Origin of the sequence: Streptomyces sp. NPDC015032 (assembly GCF_043080425.1) — a bacterium.
Taxonomy (GTDB): domain Bacteria; phylum Actinomycetota; class Actinomycetes; order Streptomycetales; family Streptomycetaceae; genus Streptomyces.
The window spans coordinates 33,469-51,017 of sequence record NZ_JBIBVN010000025.1; the positions used below are offsets into that span (position 1 = coordinate 33,469).

At 69.7% G+C, this 17,549-nt stretch carries 18 protein-coding genes, 1 tRNA gene and 1 pseudogene; 4 read left to right on the forward strand and 16 right to left on the reverse strand.

Translation table 11 applies throughout. From position 1 onward, the window contains the following. Positions 1-54 precede the first annotated feature (54 nt). Positions 55-912 (reverse strand): endonuclease/exonuclease/phosphatase family protein, encoded by an 858-nt coding sequence (locus tag ACF08M_RS28510; RefSeq protein ID WP_392188129.1) that lies wholly within the window; start codon positions 910-912, stop codon positions 55-57. Between the two features lie 133 nt (positions 913-1,045). Between ACF08M_RS28510 and ACF08M_RS28515 the strand changes: the two genes are divergently transcribed. After that, the gene (locus tag ACF08M_RS28515) at positions 1,046-2,575 is read left to right on the forward strand and encodes an MFS transporter (RefSeq protein ID WP_392188130.1); all 1,530 of its coding nucleotides are present in this window, start codon (positions 1,046-1,048) and stop codon (positions 2,573-2,575) included. Positions 2,576-2,743: 168 nt separating this feature from the next. Then, a complete protein-coding gene (locus ACF08M_RS28520) occupies positions 2,744-3,502 on the forward strand; it encodes a TetR/AcrR family transcriptional regulator (RefSeq protein ID WP_392188131.1) in 759 nt (252 codons plus the stop codon). Positions 3,503-3,787: 285 nt separating this feature from the next. On the opposite strand, the pseudogene ACF08M_RS28525 reads toward ACF08M_RS28520, so the two are convergent. From ACF08M_RS28525 to ACF08M_RS28540, 4 genes and pseudogenes are all read right to left on the reverse strand, one after another. Beyond that, a pseudogene (locus tag ACF08M_RS28525) lies at positions 3,788-4,085 on the reverse strand (hypothetical protein). Between the two features lie 9 nt (positions 4,086-4,094). Beyond that, a complete protein-coding gene (locus ACF08M_RS28530) occupies positions 4,095-4,910 on the reverse strand; it encodes a YceI family protein (protein ID WP_392188132.1) in 816 nt (271 codons plus the stop codon). Positions 4,911-5,100: 190 nt separating this feature from the next. After that, entirely contained in the window at positions 5,101-7,602 is a 2,502-nt protein-coding gene (locus tag ACF08M_RS28535; protein ID WP_392188133.1) for an MFS transporter, read from the reverse strand. Positions 7,603-7,625: 23 nt separating this feature from the next. After that, on the reverse strand, positions 7,626-8,150 hold the full coding sequence (locus ACF08M_RS28540) for a MarR family winged helix-turn-helix transcriptional regulator (protein ID WP_392188193.1): 525 nt from the start codon (positions 8,148-8,150) through the stop codon (positions 7,626-7,628). Positions 8,151-8,593: 443 nt separating this feature from the next. Between ACF08M_RS28540 and ACF08M_RS28545 the strand changes: the two genes are divergently transcribed. Then, on the forward strand, positions 8,594-8,803 hold the full coding sequence (locus tag ACF08M_RS28545; protein WP_392188134.1) for a hypothetical protein: 210 nt from the start codon (positions 8,594-8,596) through the stop codon (positions 8,801-8,803). A 39-nt stretch (positions 8,804-8,842) separates the two neighbouring features. On the opposite strand, the gene ACF08M_RS28550 is transcribed toward ACF08M_RS28545, so the two are convergent. The 10 genes from ACF08M_RS28550 to ACF08M_RS28595 form a co-directional block, all read right to left on the reverse strand. After that, on the reverse strand, positions 8,843-9,673 hold the full coding sequence (locus ACF08M_RS28550; RefSeq protein WP_392188135.1) for a hypothetical protein: 831 nt from the start codon (positions 9,671-9,673) through the stop codon (positions 8,843-8,845). Between the two features lie 67 nt (positions 9,674-9,740). Next, entirely contained in the window at positions 9,741-10,607 is an 867-nt protein-coding gene (locus ACF08M_RS28555; protein ID WP_392188136.1) for an RNA polymerase sigma factor SigF, read from the reverse strand. A gap of 236 nt (positions 10,608-10,843) precedes the next feature. Continuing rightward, positions 10,844-11,728, reverse strand: a complete 885-nt coding sequence (locus tag ACF08M_RS28560) for an RNA polymerase sigma factor SigF (protein WP_392188137.1) — start codon at positions 11,726-11,728, stop codon at positions 10,844-10,846. A gap of 197 nt (positions 11,729-11,925) precedes the next feature. After that, the gene (locus ACF08M_RS28565) at positions 11,926-12,219 is read right to left on the reverse strand and encodes a Dabb family protein (protein ID WP_392188138.1); all 294 of its coding nucleotides are present in this window, start codon (positions 12,217-12,219) and stop codon (positions 11,926-11,928) included. Between the two features lie 11 nt (positions 12,220-12,230). Beyond that, on the reverse strand, positions 12,231-12,395 hold the full coding sequence (locus ACF08M_RS28570) for a hypothetical protein (protein WP_392188139.1): 165 nt from the start codon (positions 12,393-12,395) through the stop codon (positions 12,231-12,233). Between the two features lie 1,456 nt (positions 12,396-13,851). Then, positions 13,852-14,046, reverse strand: a complete 195-nt coding sequence (locus ACF08M_RS28575) for a hypothetical protein (protein WP_392188140.1) — start codon at positions 14,044-14,046, stop codon at positions 13,852-13,854. A gap of 214 nt (positions 14,047-14,260) precedes the next feature. Then, positions 14,261-14,345: transfer RNA gene (locus ACF08M_RS28580), tRNA-Ser, on the reverse strand. 45 nt (positions 14,346-14,390) lie between these two features. Beyond that, on the reverse strand, positions 14,391-14,819 hold the full coding sequence (gene tadA / locus ACF08M_RS28585; RefSeq protein ID WP_392188141.1) for a tRNA adenosine(34) deaminase TadA: 429 nt from the start codon (positions 14,817-14,819) through the stop codon (positions 14,391-14,393). 129 nt (positions 14,820-14,948) lie between these two features. Continuing rightward, positions 14,949-15,500 carry a hypothetical protein gene (locus ACF08M_RS28590; RefSeq protein WP_392188194.1) on the reverse strand — a complete coding sequence of 184 codons (552 nt, stop codon included), beginning with the start codon at positions 15,498-15,500 and terminating at the stop codon, positions 14,949-14,951. Between the two features lie 187 nt (positions 15,501-15,687). Then, complete coding sequence (locus ACF08M_RS28595; protein ID WP_392188142.1) at positions 15,688-15,951, reverse strand: hypothetical protein; 264 nt, start codon at positions 15,949-15,951, stop codon at positions 15,688-15,690. Positions 15,952-16,055: 104 nt separating this feature from the next. Between ACF08M_RS28595 and upp the strand changes: the two genes are divergently transcribed. Next, positions 16,056-16,691, forward strand: a complete 636-nt coding sequence (upp, locus tag ACF08M_RS28600; RefSeq protein ID WP_392188143.1) for a uracil phosphoribosyltransferase — start codon at positions 16,056-16,058, stop codon at positions 16,689-16,691. 110 nt (positions 16,692-16,801) lie between these two features. On the opposite strand, the gene ACF08M_RS28605 is transcribed toward upp, so the two are convergent. Continuing rightward, positions 16,802-17,395: a LytR C-terminal domain-containing protein gene (locus ACF08M_RS28605; protein WP_392188195.1), complete on the reverse strand. Its 594-nt coding sequence runs from the start codon at positions 17,393-17,395 to the stop codon at positions 16,802-16,804. Positions 17,396-17,549 lie beyond the last annotated feature (154 nt).

A 17,549-nucleotide genomic window follows, 5' to 3' on the forward strand; every position in this document is an offset into this window, starting at 1 on the left:
GCCCTTGGCCGAAGGGCTTGCAGGGAAGCAACACCTTGATTGCCTGCAAGCCCCTCAGCGCCGCAGCAGCAGGTCGGCGACAACCGGGCGGTGGTCCGAGGCGAGCGTCTCGGCCACCGCCGCGTCACGTACCCGTACGGAATCCTTCGACACTGCCACGTAGTCGATCCGCCGCACCGGATCCTGCGCCGGGTACGTCGGGCCGCCGGGCTCGATGTCCGTCAGTTCCTCCCACAGCGGGGCGAGTTCGGGAGCGGCCGGGACCGCGTTGAAGTCGCCGAGCAGGATCTGCCGCACCTTCTGCCGGCCGGGGGCCCTGTCCTCCGCCATGATCCGGCGGGTGTCGGCGACCTGGGCGGCCCGCACGGACGGGTCGGCGCGGTAGTCGAGATGCGTCACGTACACGTGCACGGGCAGTCCCTCCACCCGAAGGACCACTTCGCCGAAGCCGGGCGCGGGGGCCGGCACGGGGTCCGGGTCCTGGGTGGAGAGCCGGGTGATCTCGTGGTTCTCGGCGCTCGCGATCCGGTACCTGGACAGCACCGCGACCCCGAACTCGCGCCGGGGCGCCCCCGGAGTCCCGGGGTCGAGGCTGTATACCGGGGCGAACGAGACATACATGTGCAGCCGTGCGGCCAGCTCACCCGCCAGATCGCGCCACTCGCTGCGGGTGCCCCAGTGGACGTCGACCTCCTGGAGGCCGATCACATCGGCGTCCAGCGCGCGCAGCTCGGCCGCCTGCCGGTCGAGATCGAAGACGTTGTCCATGCCTGCGCCCGCGTGGATGTTGTACGTGGCCACGCGCAGCGGCACCGCGTGCCCCTGCCCGGCGGCCGACGCGGGAGGTGCGAGGGCGGCCCCCAGCAGGCCCGCTGCGATGAGAACGTCCACCGTACGACGACGCAGTGACATACCACTCCAGTCCTTGTCGGATCAGCGGCGAGCACGGTACCGCGCGGAAATGGGTTGTACACCGTATGAGGCGAGCTATACGGTGTATGTCTTGCCCCTGTACGCCGTATAAGGAACAGAACCGGGAGTCCGTATGACGGCGACCGCCGCCGAGCAGAACCACCTTGCGCCGCCGAGCCATCCGCAACGCTGGCTGATCCTCGGCGTCATCTGCCTCGCCCAGCTCACCGTGTTGCTCGACAACACCGTGCTCAACGTGGCGATCCCCTCCCTCACCCGGGAGCTGGACGCCTCCACCGCCGACGTGCAATGGATGATCAACGCCTATTCGCTGGTCCAGTCGGGCCTGCTGCTCACGGCCGGCAGCTCCGCCGACCGCTACGGCCGCAAGAAGATGCTGGTCGCCGGCCTCGCCCTGTTCGGCATCGGCTCGCTGGTGGCCGGGCTCGCCCAGTCGTCCGCGCAGCTGATCGCCGCCCGCGCGGGCATGGGCATCGGCGGTGCGCTGCTGATGACGACGACCCTGGCCGTCATCGTGCAGATCTTCGACGATTCCGAGCGGGTCAAGGCCATCGGTATCTGGTCGACCGTCAGCTCGCTCGGCTTCGCCATCGGGCCGCTGATCGGCGGCGTGATGCTCGACCACTTCTGGTGGGGTGCGATCTTCCTGATCAACATCCCGGTCGCGGTCATCGGACTGGTCGCCGTGACCCGGCTCGTCCCGGAGTCCAAGAACCCCAGCGGCGAGCGTCCCGACCTGCTCGGCGCGCTGCTCTCCACCATCGGTATGGCATCCGTCGTGTACGCGATCATCTCCGGCCCGGAACACGGCTGGGCATCGGGCAGGGTGCTGCTGACCGCCTTCATCGGGGTCGCCGTCCTCACCGGATTCGTGCTGTGGGAGCTGCACATCCCGTACCCGATGCTGGACATGCACTTCTTCCGGAACCAGAAGTTCGTCGGCGCGGTCGCCGGCGCGATCCTGGTCGCCTTCGGGATGGGCGGCTCGCTCTTCCTGCTCACCCAGCAGCTCCAGTTCGTCCTCGGCTACGGGCCGCTGGAGGCCGGTCTGCGGACGGCTCCGCTGGCACTGAGCGTCGTCGCCCTCAACCTCACCGGACTGGGCGCGAGGCTGGTGCCCAAGCTGGGCACGCCGGTGACCATCGCGGCCGGGATGAGCCTGCTGGCCGCCGGTCTCGCCGCGGTCGCGCTGCTCGGCGGCGACGGCTACGGCGGCATGCTGCTCGGTCTGGTCGTGATGGGCGCGGGCATCGCGCTCGCCATGCCCGCCATGGCCAACGCGATCATGAGCGCCATTCCACCGGAGAAGGCGGGCGTGGGCGCGGGGGTCAACGGCACGCTCGCCGAATTCGGCAACGGGCTGGGGGTCGCCGTCCTCGGCGCGGTGCTCAACTCCCGGTTCGGGGCGCTCGTGCCGGCCGCCGTCGGGGCGGCCTCGTTGCCCGCGGCGCTGGCCTCGGCCACCGACGACGGGGAGCGGGCGCGGATCACGGACGCCTACGCCTCGGGGCTGGAGACCAGCCAGCTCGTCGGGGCGGTGGCGGTACTGGCCGGCGGCCTGCTGGCCGCGGCGCTCCTGCGCCGTGCGGAGCGGGCGGAGCCCGCCCGGGCGGGCTCGGCCGACGCCGCGGCATCGGCATAGCATCGAGGCGGGGCGCATCGGACCGTGCGAATCCGTTTCGGGCGCGCGGGTACGTATCCGGCCCTCGCGCGCGGGTACGTATCCCGTACCTGCGCGCGGGCACGTATCCGTTCCTGCGCGCGGGTACGCATCCGGTCCGTCCCGCCGGCAAGAAGAGGAGAGTGCGCCATGGTGTCCGCGGCCGACCGTGTGAAGAACCCTGCCAGGACCAGTGTGTGGCTGGAACAGCGGGTGCCGTCGCGCACCCGTAAATCGGACCAGCCGACCGGCCTCGACCGGGAGAAGATCACCGCGGCGTCGGTCCGGCTGCTGGACGCCGAGGGCCTCGCCAAGTTCTCCATGCGCCGGCTCGCCGCCGAGCTGGACGTCACCGCGATGTCCCTCTACTGGTACGTGGACACCAAGGACGATCTGCTGGAGCTGGCCCTCGACTCGGTCTACCGCGAGATCGCACCCCCGCGCGAGGACGCGCACTGGCACGACCGGCTGCGCGCACTCGCCGTCTCCTACCGGGAACTGCTGAGCCGTCACGTCTGGGTGTCACCGCTCGCCGGCCATTTCCTCAACATGGGCCCGTACGCGATGCTGTTCTCGCACACCATGCAGGACGTGGTCCGGGCGACGGGGCTGCCGCTGCACCAGCAGACGGGCGCGCTCTCCGCGGTCTTCCAGTTCGTGTACGGATTCGGCACCATCGAGGCCCACTTCGTGCAGCGCAGCGCGGAGAGCGGGGTCAGCCAGGACGAGTTCTTCCAGCAGGCCCTGGGCGCCATCCGGAGCCAGCCGCAGCTCAGCCGTGTCGTCGAGTGCTCGCAGAACCTGATGGACGCCCGTGGCGGCGACACGGTCGAGGAGATGCGCGACCGGGACTTCACCTTCGCCCTGGACCTGCTGATCGCGGGCATCGAGGCGATGCGGGACCGCTGAGATCCGTCCCGTCCCGGCCCGGCCGTGCGTCGGCCCCGGACGGCCACGGTCCCGCGGCCGGCAGGGCGTCCGTACAGGCGTTCACGCTTCCGTACCGGCGTTCACGCCGTGGAACCTCACCACCGGCGTTCACACGGTGGAATCTCACCACCGCCGTTCACGCCGTGGACCTCACCAGCGGTCCGCCCCGCAGCGCGGCCGGCAGCCGGGCCCGCGCGAGCAGGCCCGGAGACGGAAGGCGTGCCGGTATCCGGGTGGGCATCCGGGAGGCACCGGGAACGGCCGTCAGCTGCCGGACGCGAGAGACGCGGGGAAGCCCCCGGTGGCGACCGGACCCCACCGCTCCGGAGTGATCCGGATGATCGACTTGCCCAGTTTCACCATCGCCGCCCGGTACTCGTCCCAGTCCGGGCGCTCACCCGAGATGTTCCGGAAGTACTCGACGAGCGGCCCGACCGAATCCGGCGCCCTGGGGACGGCCGTCGGACCGGGTGGTCAGCAGGATCGCCCGGTGCCGGGGACGCACGAAAGCCAGCAGCTCGTCGAGTTCCACGGCGGTGTTCGTAGCGATGTGGGGTGCCATGTCCGCGGACTACGACGGCAGGGACTCACCCTGCACGGCTTGGATGTCCAGCTCGATCCGCAGCGTCGTGCCGATCGCCGAGATACCCGCCTGCACCACCTGGTTGTAGTTCATGGCGAAGTCCTCGCGACGCAGCTCGGTCGTCGCGCTGAACGCCGCACGCACCCCGCCCCACGGGTCCGGGCCCGTCCCGAGGTAGCTCAGGTTCAGGTCGACCGGGCGCTCGACGCCGTGCAGCGACAGCTCACCGTGGACCAGCCAGCGGTCGGGGCCCGCCGGGGTCAGCCCGTTGGAGCGGTAGGTGATCTCCGGGAACCGGTCCGAGTCGAGGAAGTCGGGGGAGCGCAGGTGCTTGTCGCGCATCCCGTTGCCGGTGTCGATGCTGGCCGCGTTGATGACGGCGTCGACCCGGGACCGGTGGACCTCCTCCGAGATCTGGATACGGCCGCCGAACTCGGTGAACCGGCCGTGCACGCTGGAGATCCCCAGATGCTGCGCGACCGCGCCCACCGAGGAGTGCGCCGGGTCCAGCGACCAGGCGCCGGGCGGCGGCAGCTCCACACCTCCCTGGCGGGCCAGCACCACCGTGCCCGCCTCGGCCCGCCCGCTCGCCGTGACGAGGGCGGTGGAGGCGGCGGGGGCGTACCCGACCGCCGTGACGATCACTGTGTACGCGCCGGCCTGCAGGGGGGTGTCGCTCCGCACCGTCCCGTCCTCGTCGGCAGTGGCCCGCACCACCTGCGCGCCGGTCATGTCGGTGACCGTCACGACCGCGTGCTGGACCGCCCAGCCGTCCCGCGTCCGTACCTGTGCGCGAAGTCCCATCCGTTCTCTCTCCTTGCTCAATGACTCAATGAGTCGGGCCCCGGGGCGGGGACGACAGGCCGTCCCCTGCCTGCCGTCCCCGCCACCGGGGCCCATTTCCACCGGCCGGTACAGCGTCTCCGCTCGAAACGCCGACCCGCCAGGGGTCTGTGGTGACCACCTCGCCCACGATTGTCAGTGGGCGAGGTCGTTACTCGCCGGGGTGGGCGAGTTCGATGTCGTGGCCGTCGACCCCGCGACCGGCCACGGTCAGTGCGCCGGCGACCGGCGGGTAGCCGGTCGCGACGACCGAGTACTCGCCCGCGTCCAGGTCGGCGAAGGCGTACGCCCCGTCCTCCCCGGTCGTCGAGGTGGCGACGACATTGCCCGCCGCATCGACCAGTGTGACCCGGGCATCCGGCAGCGGCCGCCGGCCGGAACCGGCCCGCACGACACCCTGCACCAGCGCACCGGCCTGCAGCGCGGCCTCGATCCGGGTGACACCCTGGCCGCCGATCTCCACCGGCAGCGCCAGCGGACGGAACCCGATGGCGTTCACCGCGACGGTCACCGAGCCGGGGACCAGCTCACCGAAGGCGAACTCGCCCGTCTCACCGGACTTGCCGGTGGCCAGCACATCGCCGCGCACATCGGTCACGATGACCACGGCGCCCTCGACCGGCGCGGCGGTCTCGGCGGTCCGCACGATCCCGGCCAGGCCGCTCGTGCCCGAGAGCAGGATGTCGTACGAGAGCGGCTCGTCACCGACGACCACGGTGGACGCCTGCGGCTGGAAGCCGTCCGCGGACGCGATCAGGACGTAGCTGCCGGAGCCCGGCGCGTCCAGTGCGTAGCCGCCGTCGGCCTGGGCGACGGAGCGCCCCAGCTGCCGGCCGGCCAGCGAGATCAGCGTGACGGCGGCCCGGGCGACGGGGGCGCCCTCGGCGCCGCGCACCACACCGTGCACGGTCGTGCCGCCCTGCAGGGTGGCGACGGGGGCTTCCAGGGTGTCGACCGAGGTGCCTCCGGCCGTTCCCCCGGCCGATTCCTCGGAGACTGGTGCGGCCGCGATGGCCGGAGCCTCGACCGTCTCCGCGACGGGGGAATCGGCCGTGGCCGGGGCGTCGCTCACCGCGTTCGTCTTCAGCGCGACCTCCTTGATGAAGATCGTGATCACGAAGGCGATCAGTGCGGCCGGGGCGGCGTACAGGAAGACATCGCCGACACCGTGCCCGTAGGCGCTCTCCACGACCGTACGGAACGGGGCGGGCAGCGCGTCCAGGTTGGGGATGCCCCCGCCGCCGGTGCCGCCGTGGCCCATGGCGGCGCCATCGGGGCCGAGCTCCGTGAGACCTTCCTTGACGTAGTGGGTGACCCGGTTCGCCATGACGGCGCCCAGCGCCGAGACGCCGATCGCACCACCGAGCGAACGGAAGAAGGTGACGACGGAGCTGGCCGAGCCGAGGTCGGACGGAGCGACCTGGTTCTGCGTGGCGAGCACCAGGTTCTGCATCATCATGCCGATGCCGAGACCCATGACGGCCATGAAGATCGCGATGTGCCAGTACTCCGTGTCGTACCGGATGGTGCCCAGCAGCCCGAGCCCGGCGGTGACCAGGAAGCCACCGGTGACGAGCCAGGCCTTCCAGCGGCCGGTCCTGGTGATGATCTGGCCCGAGACCGTCGAGGAGATGAACAGACCCGCGATCATCGGGATCGTCATGACACCGGACATCGTCGGCGACTTGCCGCGCGCCAGCTGGAAGTACTGACTGAAGAAGACGGTGCCCGCGAACATCGCGATACCGACGAACAGCGAGGCAAGCGAGGCCAGCGTGATGGTGCGGTTACGGAAGAGGCGCAGCGGGATGATCGGCTCGCTGGCCTTGGACTCGACGGCGATGAAGAGCGCGGCGAGGGCGGCGGAGCCGATCAGCATCGCGGCGGTCTGCCAGGAGAGCCAGTCGTACTTGTCGCCCGCGAAGGTCACCCAGAGAAGGAGCAGCGACACGGCGGCACTGATGAAGAACGCACCCCACCAGTCGACCTTGACCTCACGCTTCACGACCGGGAGCTTCAGCGTCTTCTGGAGCACGATCAGCGCGATGACGGCGAACGGCACACCGACGTAGAAGCACCAGCGCCAGCCCATCCAGCTGGTGTCGGTGATGACGCCACCGAGCAGCGGACCACCGACGGTGGCGACGGCGAACACCGCACCGATGTATCCGCTGTAGCGACCGCGCTCACGCGGGGCGATCATCGCCGCCATCACGATCTGCGCGAGGGCGGAGAGACCGCCGGTGCCGATGCCCTGGATGACACGGCAGGCGATCAGCATGCCGCTGCTGGTCGACATACCGGCGACGACCGAGCCCGCGACGTAGATGATGAGCGCTATCTGGACCAGCAGCTTCTTGCTGAACAGGTCGGAGAGCTTGCCCCACAGGGGGGTGGTGGCGGTCATCGCCAGCAGTGAGGCCGTGACGACCCAGGTGTAGGCGCTCTGGCCGCCGCCGAGGTCGGAAATGATCTCGGGAAGGGCGTTCGAGACGACCGTCGACGACAGGATCGCGACGAACATGCCGAGCATCAGCCCGGCCAGTGCCTCCATGATCTGCCGGTGTGTCATCGGCGCGCCGGACGAGGCATCGGCTGATCCCCCGTGCTTGGCGTGGCCGCCCCGCACACCGGTTGGTGTGGTCGTAGCCATTGAGTTCCTTGTCTTTGCTTCTGTTACACAGGTGTACGGGTGTGCACGTCGTTGTCGCTGTCGGCAACAGGCCGCGAGCGACAGTCGCCGACGTGCCTTCCGGGGGTGCACCCCCCGGGGCCGCGGCAGGCGAAACTGTCACGCAGCCGGGCCAGCAGCGTGTTGAGCTGTCCGACCTCGTCGTCGGACCAGTCGGCGAGGTTGTGGACGAAAAGTTCGGTGACCCGCTGGTTCAGACCACTGAGCAGATCGTGTCCGGCGGGGGTCAGCCGCAGGATGCGGGACCGCTTGTCCGCCGGGTCGGGGGACCGCTCGATCCAGCCGCGTTCTGCCACGTGGGCGACATGACGGCTGGTCACGGACATGTCGATGGCCATGAGTTCGGCCAGTCTGCTGATCCGCATTTCGCCGTGCTCACGGAGAAGTGCCAGTACGGCGGCGGAGCCGGCCGGGCATTCGGCGGGCAACATGCGGGCGAGACCTCGTTTGACGGCTCCGACGGCGCTGAGCTGCCGGGCCAGTTCTTCGTACTGGCTCCGTACGGCCACGGGCCCCCCAGGCATCTCATCCGCGCATCTTGTTGCTTAGGGCAACCATAGAAGCCGTTGGTTGCTGAAGGCAAACGAAAGTGGGCTTGCAGAAGTAAAGGAAAATAAAAGGCTGCGTAGGGCCCGGGTCAAACGCCCAGCGTGCGGGGGACGGGTCGGGGCGGGTGTGTCTCCTGCCACAGGCGGGACGGCCGGGCGCCCGTTCCGGGACGCGTGCGGGGCGGCTCAGGGGGATGTGCCGGGCCGGTTCCGCCGCGTATATCGCGTATATAAGGGGTGTGCGGGCGTGGGATGTCCGGGATGCCGGAGGTGTAGGGACGCGGGGGGCGGCGGTTCCGGGGCGGGGGCGCGTCTCTCCTCGACCCGGTCCCCCGGCACCGGCCACGGCCCTTCGGCGACCCGGGGGTTGGGCCGTAACGCCGAGTTCGCTAGGGTCCTGGCACATGGCACACAACCCCCATGCCCCGCAGGGCCCCGAGGGCAACAACGACCCGGCCGGCAGCACTCAGATGTTCCGCGCCTTCGTCGACGACGGCGAGCCGCAGCGCCGGCAGCAGCCGGCCGCCCCGGCCGGACCGAGGACCGGGATGATCGTCACCGTCGTCGCGGTGGTCGTCGTCCTCGCGGCGGTCGCCTGGCTCGCGCTCGGCTGACCGGCGCACCGGTTCCCCGTACCGCCTCGCTTCCATCCATCACTTCGATACGGCGGTGACGTCCCGGGTCTCGACATGCATCCCCAGGGGCACCCTCCAGGCCTCCACGCAGACGGTGTACGTCTTCGTCCGCGCAGCTCCCGCGTCGATCGGCGCGGGCAGCGGCGCGGACGTCTCGACAGTCGCCCAGTCGACCCCCAGCCCGCCGATGATGTGCGTGGCGAAGGTGGCGGTCCCCGATACCACCGGTGATTCTCCGGTGTTGCGGAACTCAACCGTCACCTTCTCGCACCAGCGATCCTCCGCGGCCGCCCGTTCGGGGGCGCCCACCACCAGCACGGCAGGCCCCGCGGGCGGGGTGGTGCCGGGCGAGGGCGGGGCCGAGGGGTCCGTCGGGTCCGTGGGGCCGCTTCCGGTACCCCCGGTACCGCCCGAGCTGCCGGTACTCCCGCTGCCCGCCCCAGCCGTGCCGGGCCCGGACGGGCCAGGGCTCCCGGACGGCCTGCCGGCTCCTTCGCCCGCGGCGCCCGTGCCCCCGGAGCCGTCGCCGTCGCGATCGGCAGGGGTGCCCGGTGATGTCTTGTCGCCGTCCGCCCGGCCGCCGGTACTCCCGCCGGCCCCGTCGCCCTTGCCGTCGCCGTCCCTGCCGTCCCGGTCCAGCGGAACCAGCGTCACCTTCCCCGACGGGGGCGCCGCACCGGACAGCGGTCTCTCCGGGCCGGTGCCCGCCGCGCCGACTGCCACGTAGCCGTCGTCCGCCGTACCGCCGCCGCAGGCGGCCAGCGCGCCGCCCAGACACAGCACGGCCGCCGAGGCGACGATCACAGTGCCCCGGCGGCGGCCGGTCGAGTCGAGTATCTGACGTCGCATCGCGCCAGTGTGGCTGACGGTCCGTCAAATCGAAACCCTTGCGCCGCGGTGCGGCGGTCCATGGCGGTCAGTCGGCGATGAGCCCTTCCCTGAGCTGGGCGAGCGTACGGGTCAGCAGGCGCGAGACGTGCATCTGCGAGATGCCGACCTCCTCGCCGATCTGCGACTGGGTCATGTTGGCGAAGAACCGCAGCATGATGATCTGGCGCTCGCGCGGCGGAAGTTTGGCCAGCAGTGGCTTGAGCGACTCGCGGTACTCGACGCCCTCCAGCGCCGAATCCTCGTATCCCAGCCGGTCCGCGAGGGAACCCTCGCCGCCGTCGTCCTCGGGTGAGGGCGAGTCCAGTGAGGAGGCGGTGTACGCGTTGCCGACGGCGAGGCCGTCGACCACGTCCTCCTCGGAGACGCCGAGCGCCTTGGCCAGCTCCGGCACGGTCGGCGAGCGGTCGAGCTTCTGGGAGAGCTCGTCGCTGGTCTTGGTCAGCGCGAGGCGCAGCTCCTGCAGGCGGCGCGGGACGCGCACCGACCACGAGGTGTCGCGGAAGAACCGCTTGATCTCCCCGACGACGGTCGGCATCGCGAACGTCGGGAATTCCACCCCCCGTTCGCAGTCGAACCGGTCGATCGCCTTGATCAGGCCGATCGTGCCGACCTGGACGATGTCCTCCATCGGCTCGTTCCGGCTGCGGAACCGCGCCGCGGCGTACCGCACCAGCGGGAGGTTGAGCTCGATGAGCGTGTCCCGTACATAGGCCCGCTCCGGGCTGTCCATTCCGTCGGGGCCCGGTGCGGGCCCCAGCGCGGCGAGCCGCAGGAACAGCGAGCGGGACAGCGTGCGGGTGTCGATGGCTTCCGGCGAGCTGGTGAGCACAACGGGTGCGGGCGCGCTCTTCGTGAGCGTGAGCACCTTCGAGCTGCCCTGTTCTGCGGACATGCCACCCCCTTGAGGTCGCGGACGGTCGCGTTGAGCCGCGACCATCGGAGGAACGCAGCCCCCACCTGAATACCGGAGGCGAGGCCACGGCAAACGCGGTTCCTGCAGAATGTCACATGTCGGCAACACGCTGTAGTGACATGTCGACAAGTCTTTGCGACATCCGCGCAGTTAACAGGGGGTGTGACGCAATTCCGGTCGTCCGAACCGGACTTCGAGTGATCTACCCGATCCGGTTAAGCCTCGATCCTGTTTGCGGATCGAAGTCGGGCGAAGCTGCGGGCCAGCAGTCTTGACACATGCATCTGGGAGACGCCCAGTTCCGCGCTGATCTGTGACTGGGTCAGATTGCTGTAGTAGCGGAGCAGCAGGATGCGCTGCTCGCGCTCGGGCAGTTGTACGAGCAGATGCCGGACCAGGTCGCGGTGCTCGACCCCGGTGAGGGCCGGGTCCTCGTAGCCCAGCCGGTCCAGCAGTCCGGGCAGCCCGTCGCCCTCCTGGGCGGCCTCCAGTGAGGTCGCGTGGTAGGAGCGGCCCGCCTCGATGCAGGCCAGCACCTCGTCCTCGGAGATCTTCAGCCGTTCGGCGATCTCCGCGGTGGTGGGCGAGCGTCCGTGAGCGGTCGTCAGGTCCTCGGTGGCGCCGGTGACCTGGACCCAGAGTTCGTGCAGCCGGCGGGGGACGTGAACGGTGCGCACGTTGTCCCGGAAGTACCGCTTGATCTCGCCCACGACGGTCGGCATCGCGAAGGTCGGGAACTGGACACCGCGTTCGGGGTCGAACCGGTCGATGGCGTTGATCAGGCCGATCGTGCCGACCTGGACGACGTCCTCCATCGGCTCGTTGCGGCTCCTGAAGCGCGCCGCCGCGTACCGCACGAGGGGAAGGTTCGCCTCGATCAGCGCGGCCCGCACCCGGCGGTGCTCGGGGGTCCCCGGATCCAGGTTCTTGAGCTGCCCGAAAAGGACCTGGGTGAGCGCCCTGGTGTCCGCGCCCCTGGTCCTGGCGGGCGTCGTTGTGGTGCTGTCCGGAGTCTCGGTCTGAATCGGTTGGGCCGCTGGGGCCGCCCCGGCACTCTGGACGATCTGGGGAGGCACTTGAGGCGCTGTACTGGCCGGCACGGTGAGGCCACCCCTTTGCGGTCAACTTCGGTCAACTCATCCGTCAAAAGCGGTCATAGCATCACAAGACATGTCCACTGTAAGCAAGCACCGAATAGCGTCGTGTTGGGTTCAACTTGGTTTAAACACTTAAAAAAGCCCCTCACCGCAATGGTGAGGGGCTCGGGTGACCGACTGCAGCAGGCGGAGCGGGCGGATCAGAACGGATAGTCGGCAATCACCCAGGTGGCGAACTCACGCCACTGGGCGGCGGCGGCCTGATGGGCCGGATGCTCGACGTAGCGCTTCAGCGCGTCCTCGTCGGCGACCGCGGAGTTGATGGCGAAGTCGTACGCGATCGGCCGGTCGGTGATGTTCCAGGCGCACTCCCAGAACTCCAGCTCGGGGATCTGCCCCTCCAGCTCCCGGAAGGCCCTCGCCCCCGCGACGACCCGCGGGTCGTCCCGCTCGACGCCGTCGTTCAGCTTGAACAGGACCAGATGGCGGATCATGGGGGTTACTCCTACTTCACGAGCTCGGACATGAAGTCTCCAACGGCCTGTGCGGCACTCGAAACGCCCTCGAACCCTACCTGGACCAGATCCGCCGCCCGGGCCGGGGACGTGATGATCGTGTACAGCACGAAGACGACTACCACGTAGAGAGCTATCTTCTTCGCTTGCACCATCAGCCCCAGCCTCCCCTTCGTTCCCCTGTGCAGTCGGCCGATTCTAGCCGCACGTATGGCCGCATCCCCTGATGGTTCCGGTCACTCACATAGCCTTTAAGGACCAAGGGCCCGGCCAATCAGGGCCCTTTGCCTGCTCACGAGGTCTCCGCGAGGCAGCAGGATGGGCGGTGAGCCCCGCGGATCCGGCAGGAAATCCGGGGGGCGAGGAACAGGACCTCACTGTGGGGCCCTCGCCGCGAGCTTCCCCCCTGACTGCGACGAGGGCTTGAGCGCCCTGTTCTCACCGGGGGAAGCGGCTTGTCCCCCTGATGCCGCTTCCCCCGACCTGGCTGCTTCCCGTTGCGTCGCGCGTCCGGACGGGGGCGGCGGCCCGAGGGGCGGATCGGTCCCCGGACGCGCGGGGACCACGGATGGAACCGGGCGCCCCTGTCTTCCTGGCAGGGACCACCCCCGCACGCGCGGGGACCACTCGGTGTCGGCGGCCTGCTTGGCCCGGTCCTTGGGACCACCCCCGCACGCGCGGGGACCACTTGCTGAGCTGCGGCTTTATGTCGGTCGAAGGTTGTTTTTACCCACTTCTTTAAATTCGGACATGAGGGACTTTCGTTGCGTCAGGGATGTAGGTGGAATACCCGGGGCTGGCGTCACGCCCACGACCTTCCTCACGTACAGGCAAGCACAATTATCGGTCCGCCGAGCCTCAATTTCGGCCTCTTGCCAGCCTTGAAGTGCGGCGTCCGTCGGTCATAGCACGTCAACCGGCAAACCAGCGGCACGCACGTGCTTCGTCGATGGTCGCCGCAGTGCCGTCGCCCTTGTCCCGAAGGCGGAATGCCGTCCCATCGGCAACGAGTCGGTCGGCTCATTTGATGAGTTCGGCGTCGGCTGCCTCAAGACCGGTCGGTCTGCAGTCTCGTGGGGCATGGACACGACTCAACCGCTGCTCCGACGAAGTGGTCGAAGACCGGGGCGTGGGCTGGTTTCACCTTCATCGACGGGTAGGCACCATTCTTCTGTCAGATCCATCTGTGTGGTCACGGTAAGGATCGTCACCTTCAACCCCTCAGATGGACAGCAGGTCCCGAACCCTGTCGCGTGCCGTTCGGACGGAGCACGGGGCGCGGTGTCCCGCTGTGTACTACGGGTACAGCTCTCCCCAGTTGGGCACGCGCGCGGACTGGGTGCAACGGGCGGCCCGACCGCTCGTTGCGCTTCGTGTGCACTGCCGTTGATGTCTCCGGCCAGGAAGCGGCATTCGGCCAGGCCGATGCGGTCGAGGGCATGAGACCGGCGGGCTTCTGCTCTGCGAAGCGAAAGGGCTGAGTGGATCTTTTCGGCAGTTGGCTCGGCGTGCCGACCGGGATCCATTCGTGCCGGTTCGAGGAGTCCTCGGCCACCAGTGACTCCAGCCAACTCTGCCTGATCGAAATGTGCGATCCAGTAAGGCTCGTTGTCATCTCCCCTCGTGTGGGAGAGTGCTTCGGCCCGCCCGGACCGTTGCCCGCTGGAACCCGGCGAGCCGTCCCTGCGCTGCCTCCGCGTGGCGATCCTCAAGCACGCCCGCCACCTCGGCGAGCCGGCCGAGCACCGCCTTACGGCGCAGGCCGTCGCCGTACCGGTGATCCCACTGGCGGAAGGCCCGCGCCATGGTCTCCGGCTCCTCGGCCTCTCAGGTGCCCAGCCTCCCCGGCAAGCCCGACCCGGGCGTCTCGACGCGGGTTCTGCCAGCGCAGGCAGGGTGCTGAGCGCGGGCGGTGTTTGAGCGTGTCGACCCAGTCGGTGCACGCACGAGAGGACACCGTGACCGAGACAAGATGCAGTGAAGGGGCAGACCCGAGTGGGTCTGCCCCTTCATCTAGCTGCGGTAGCGGAGGGATTTGAACCCTCGGTGAGTTTCCCCACACTCGCTTTCGAGGCGAGCTCCTTCGGCCGCTCGGACACGCTACCGAGAGAGAGCTTAGACCATCCCGGGGCGTGGACAGAAATCCAACGTCAGAGCTCGCGGAAGAACGCCGTCAGCCGGTCGGCGCAGATGTCCTCCAGTACTCCGTGGATCACCTCGGGGCGGTGGTTGAGCCGGCGGTCGCGTACGACGTCCCAGAGCGAGCCCGCCGCGCCCGCCTTCTCGTCCCGGGCCCCGTAGACCACCCGGTCCACGCGGGACTGGACCAGCGCGCCCGCGCACATCGTGCAGGGCTCCAGGGTGACCACCAGGGTGCAGCCGGACAGCCGCCACCGGCCGAGCGCCACCGCGGCCCGGCGGAGGGCGAGGATCTCGGCGTGCGCGGTCGGGTCGCCGGTCGCCTCGCGTTCGTTGTGTCCCGTGGCGAGCAGAGTGCCGTCCGGGCCGAGCACGACGGCGCCGACCGGCACATCGCCGGCCCGCGCCGCCAGGTCGGCCTCGGCCAGGGCGCGGCGCATGTGCGCCCGCCACGGGTCTCTTACGGGGTCGTGCGGAGCCCGGACGGGTTCGCACGGGTCACGCGGTCGGCACGGCTGGTGCTGTGCCTGCGGTTCTTGCGGGTGCGGTGGTTCGCTCACCCGCGGACCCTAACGGACGGTCTCCAGGACCTCGGCCGCACCCAGCGCGTCCGCGATCTCCACCAGAGCGTCCGTACGCAGCATCAGCAGCTCCGCCTCGGGGAGCCCGAGGTCGGCCAGGACCCCGGTGTCACCGAGCGGGCCCGCCGGTACGGCGTCGGCATCGAGTTCGTCGTCATCGTCGTTGTCGTTGTCGGGGGTGGTCTCCGGCTCGCCGTCCTCCGTACCGTCGAGGCCGACGAGCTCTTCGAGGGCGGCAATCGTGTCCTCGGCCCCGGGTTCGCGGCCGAGCAGTTCGTCGGTGAGCAGGATCTCCCCGTACGAGGAGCGGGAGGCGGCGGTGGCATCCGAAATGAAAATACGGGGGTCCTCCTCACCATCCACTCGGACGACGCCGAACCAGGCGTCCTCCTGCTCGATGAAGACGAGAACCGTGTCCTCGTCCACCGAGGCCTCACGGGCCAGATCCGTCAGGTCGGACAGGGTCTCCACATCGTCGAGTTCCGTGTCGCTCGCTTCCCACCCGTCTTCGGTGCGCGCGAGCAGTGCGGCGAAGTACACCGTGACTCTCCCACTGGTCATAGGGGTGTCGGTCCGGCGGGAGGGCAGTCGGTGGTCCGGCTGTCCTGCGTCCCGCCCATCGGAATCGTGGCAGAAACAAGGCCTTCGCGAGAGGAGTTCGGCCGTTGCGTCGGCCATCAGTTCTCCTGGACGCCGCCACCAGAGGGACCCCGGGCCGCCGTCCGACCTACCAGCGGAAGCTCCGCATCCGCATCGCCTGGCGCATTCGGGCCGCCCGGGCCCGGCGCGGCTGGACCCGGTCGCGGAGTGCCTTCGCCTCATGAAGCTCGCGCAGGAACTGGGCGCGCCGCCTGCGGCGCGCCGCCTCGGCCTCCTGTGGGTCCTGTGGGTCCTGCGGGTCCCGCGGGTTCTGTGGGTTCTGTGGATCCTCCGCGTCCTGCGGGGCCGGCGTGTCCGGCTGGTCCCGCTCCCGCTGTTCCCCGTCCGGCATCGGCTCATCACCCCAAGGCTGGGTCCGTATGCCACCACCTTCCCTCCGAACGTGTGATTGATGCCAGCGCAGAGGTGCGGGAGGCCCCGGTTACTGTTGAACTCATGCGGATCCACGTCGTCGACCACCCGCTGGTCGCGCACAAGCTCACCACCCTGCGCGACAGGCGCACCGACTCCCCGACCTTCCGGCGGCTCGCCGACGAGCTGGTCACCCTGCTCGCCTACGAGGCCACCCGGGATGTGCGCACCGAACAGGTCGACATCGAGACCCCGGTCACACCGACGACCGGTGTGAAACTGTCGCACCCGCGCCCCCTGGTCGTACCGATCCTGCGGGCCGGCCTCGGCATGCTCGATGGCATGGTGCGGCTGCTGCCGACCGCCGAGGTGGGCTTCCTGGGCATGATCCGCGACGAGGAGACGCTCCAGGCGTCCACGTACGCGACGCGGATGCCGGAGGACCTCTCGGGCCGCCAGGTGTACGTCCTGGACCCGATGCTGGCCACCGGCGGCACACTGGTCGCGGCCATTCAGGAACTGATCAAGCGCGGTGCGGACGATGTCACCGCGGTCGTGCTGCTTGCCGCGCCCGAGGGCGTCGAGGTGATGGAGCGCGAGCTGGCGGGCACGCCTGTGACGGTGGTCACCGCCTCGGTCGACGAGCGGCTCAACGAGGACGGCTACATCGTCCCGGGCCTCGGTGACGCGGGCGACCGGATGTACGGCACGGCCGACTAGGGACTTCAGTTCGGACCACCCCGCGAGCCCGGCGGGATCCGAACGAGAGGACCCAGGACCCGAGTGGGTTGTGTGCTGGGCCTGGGCTGCCGGGACCGACCCGGCAGCCGTCAGCAGGACGGTGCGGGGGCGGGCTTCGCCAGGGCGGCGAGGGACGCCGCGGCCGACTGGGGCGTGCTGAACGCCTTGAATTTCGTACCGAGAATCAGATCGACGTCCGCCGTCCTGCGGGCGTCGGTCTTCGGTACGGCCCCCTGCAACTGCGTGCCGAGGACCGGGAACGAGCCGTTCGTGGCCGACGGGGCGCCCAGCAGCACCCCCGGACCGGCGACCTTCTTGTCGTACGCGGCCGGGGCGTTCCCCACCTTGCCGATGGTGAAGCCGCGCTTCTTCAGCTCGTCGGCGGCCTTCTTGGCGAGGCCGCTGCGCGGTGTCGCGTTGTAGACGTTGACGGTGATCTTCGCGGGCTCCGGCAGAGCCTTCGCGGGCGCGGACGGTTTGGCCGACAGGCAGTCCGTCTTCTGGTCGGCGGCGCTGGCCTTCCGGTTGCCGCCCGTGAAGACGTCGATGAGCTGCAGTGTGCCCCATCCGGCCAGGCCGAGGGCGACCACGGAAGCGGCGGCGGCGAGGATCAGTCTGCCGCGACGCCGGGGGCGGCCCATGTGCGGGTACTTGTCGCCCGTGATGCGGTACTTTCCGCCCATGCCGGGGGGAGTGAGCATGCTCATGGGCGCAGCGTAGTGCGGCCCGGTGATGATGCCTACTAAATGATCAATGGATCGCACCCGTCCGGGTGCGAAAGCACCCGAACGAACCCGGAGAGGGCCCACAGGGCTTGCGGGCCCTACGAGGGTCCCG

Excerpts from the sequence above, each read along its gene's own strand:
- ACF08M_RS28510 (WP_392188129.1), bottom strand. The coding sequence starts at position 912 with ATGTCACTGCGTCGTCGTACGGTGGACGTTCTCATCGCAGCGGGCCTG.
- ACF08M_RS28515 (WP_392188130.1), top strand. The coding sequence starts at position 1,046 with ATGACGGCGACCGCCGCCGAGCAGAACCACCTTGCGCCGCCGAGCCAT.
- ACF08M_RS28520 (WP_392188131.1), top strand. The coding sequence starts at position 2,744 with ATGGTGTCCGCGGCCGACCGTGTGAAGAACCCTGCCAGGACCAGTGTG.
- ACF08M_RS28530 (WP_392188132.1), bottom strand. The coding sequence starts at position 4,910 with ATGGGACTTCGCGCACAGGTACGGACGCGGGACGGCTGGGCGGTCCAG.
- ACF08M_RS28535 (WP_392188133.1), bottom strand. The coding sequence starts at position 7,602 with ATGGCTACGACCACACCAACCGGTGTGCGGGGCGGCCACGCCAAGCAC.
- ACF08M_RS28545 (WP_392188134.1), top strand. The coding sequence starts at position 8,594 with ATGGCACACAACCCCCATGCCCCGCAGGGCCCCGAGGGCAACAACGAC.
- ACF08M_RS28550 (WP_392188135.1), bottom strand. The coding sequence starts at position 9,673 with ATGCGACGTCAGATACTCGACTCGACCGGCCGCCGCCGGGGCACTGTG.
- ACF08M_RS28555 (WP_392188136.1), bottom strand. The coding sequence starts at position 10,607 with ATGTCCGCAGAACAGGGCAGCTCGAAGGTGCTCACGCTCACGAAGAGC.
- ACF08M_RS28565 (WP_392188138.1), bottom strand. The coding sequence starts at position 12,219 with ATGATCCGCCATCTGGTCCTGTTCAAGCTGAACGACGGCGTCGAGCGG.
- ACF08M_RS28570 (WP_392188139.1), bottom strand. The coding sequence starts at position 12,395 with ATGGTGCAAGCGAAGAAGATAGCTCTCTACGTGGTAGTCGTCTTCGTG.
- ACF08M_RS28575 (WP_392188140.1), bottom strand. The coding sequence starts at position 14,046 with ATGGCGCGGGCCTTCCGCCAGTGGGATCACCGGTACGGCGACGGCCTG.
- tadA (WP_392188141.1), bottom strand. The coding sequence starts at position 14,819 with ATGCGCCGCGCCCTGGCCGAGGCCGACCTGGCGGCGCGGGCCGGCGAT.
- ACF08M_RS28595 (WP_392188142.1), bottom strand. The coding sequence starts at position 15,951 with ATGCCGGACGGGGAACAGCGGGAGCGGGACCAGCCGGACACGCCGGCC.
- upp (WP_392188143.1), top strand. The coding sequence starts at position 16,056 with ATGCGGATCCACGTCGTCGACCACCCGCTGGTCGCGCACAAGCTCACC.
- ACF08M_RS28605 (WP_392188195.1), bottom strand. The coding sequence starts at position 17,395 with ATGGGCGGAAAGTACCGCATCACGGGCGACAAGTACCCGCACATGGGC.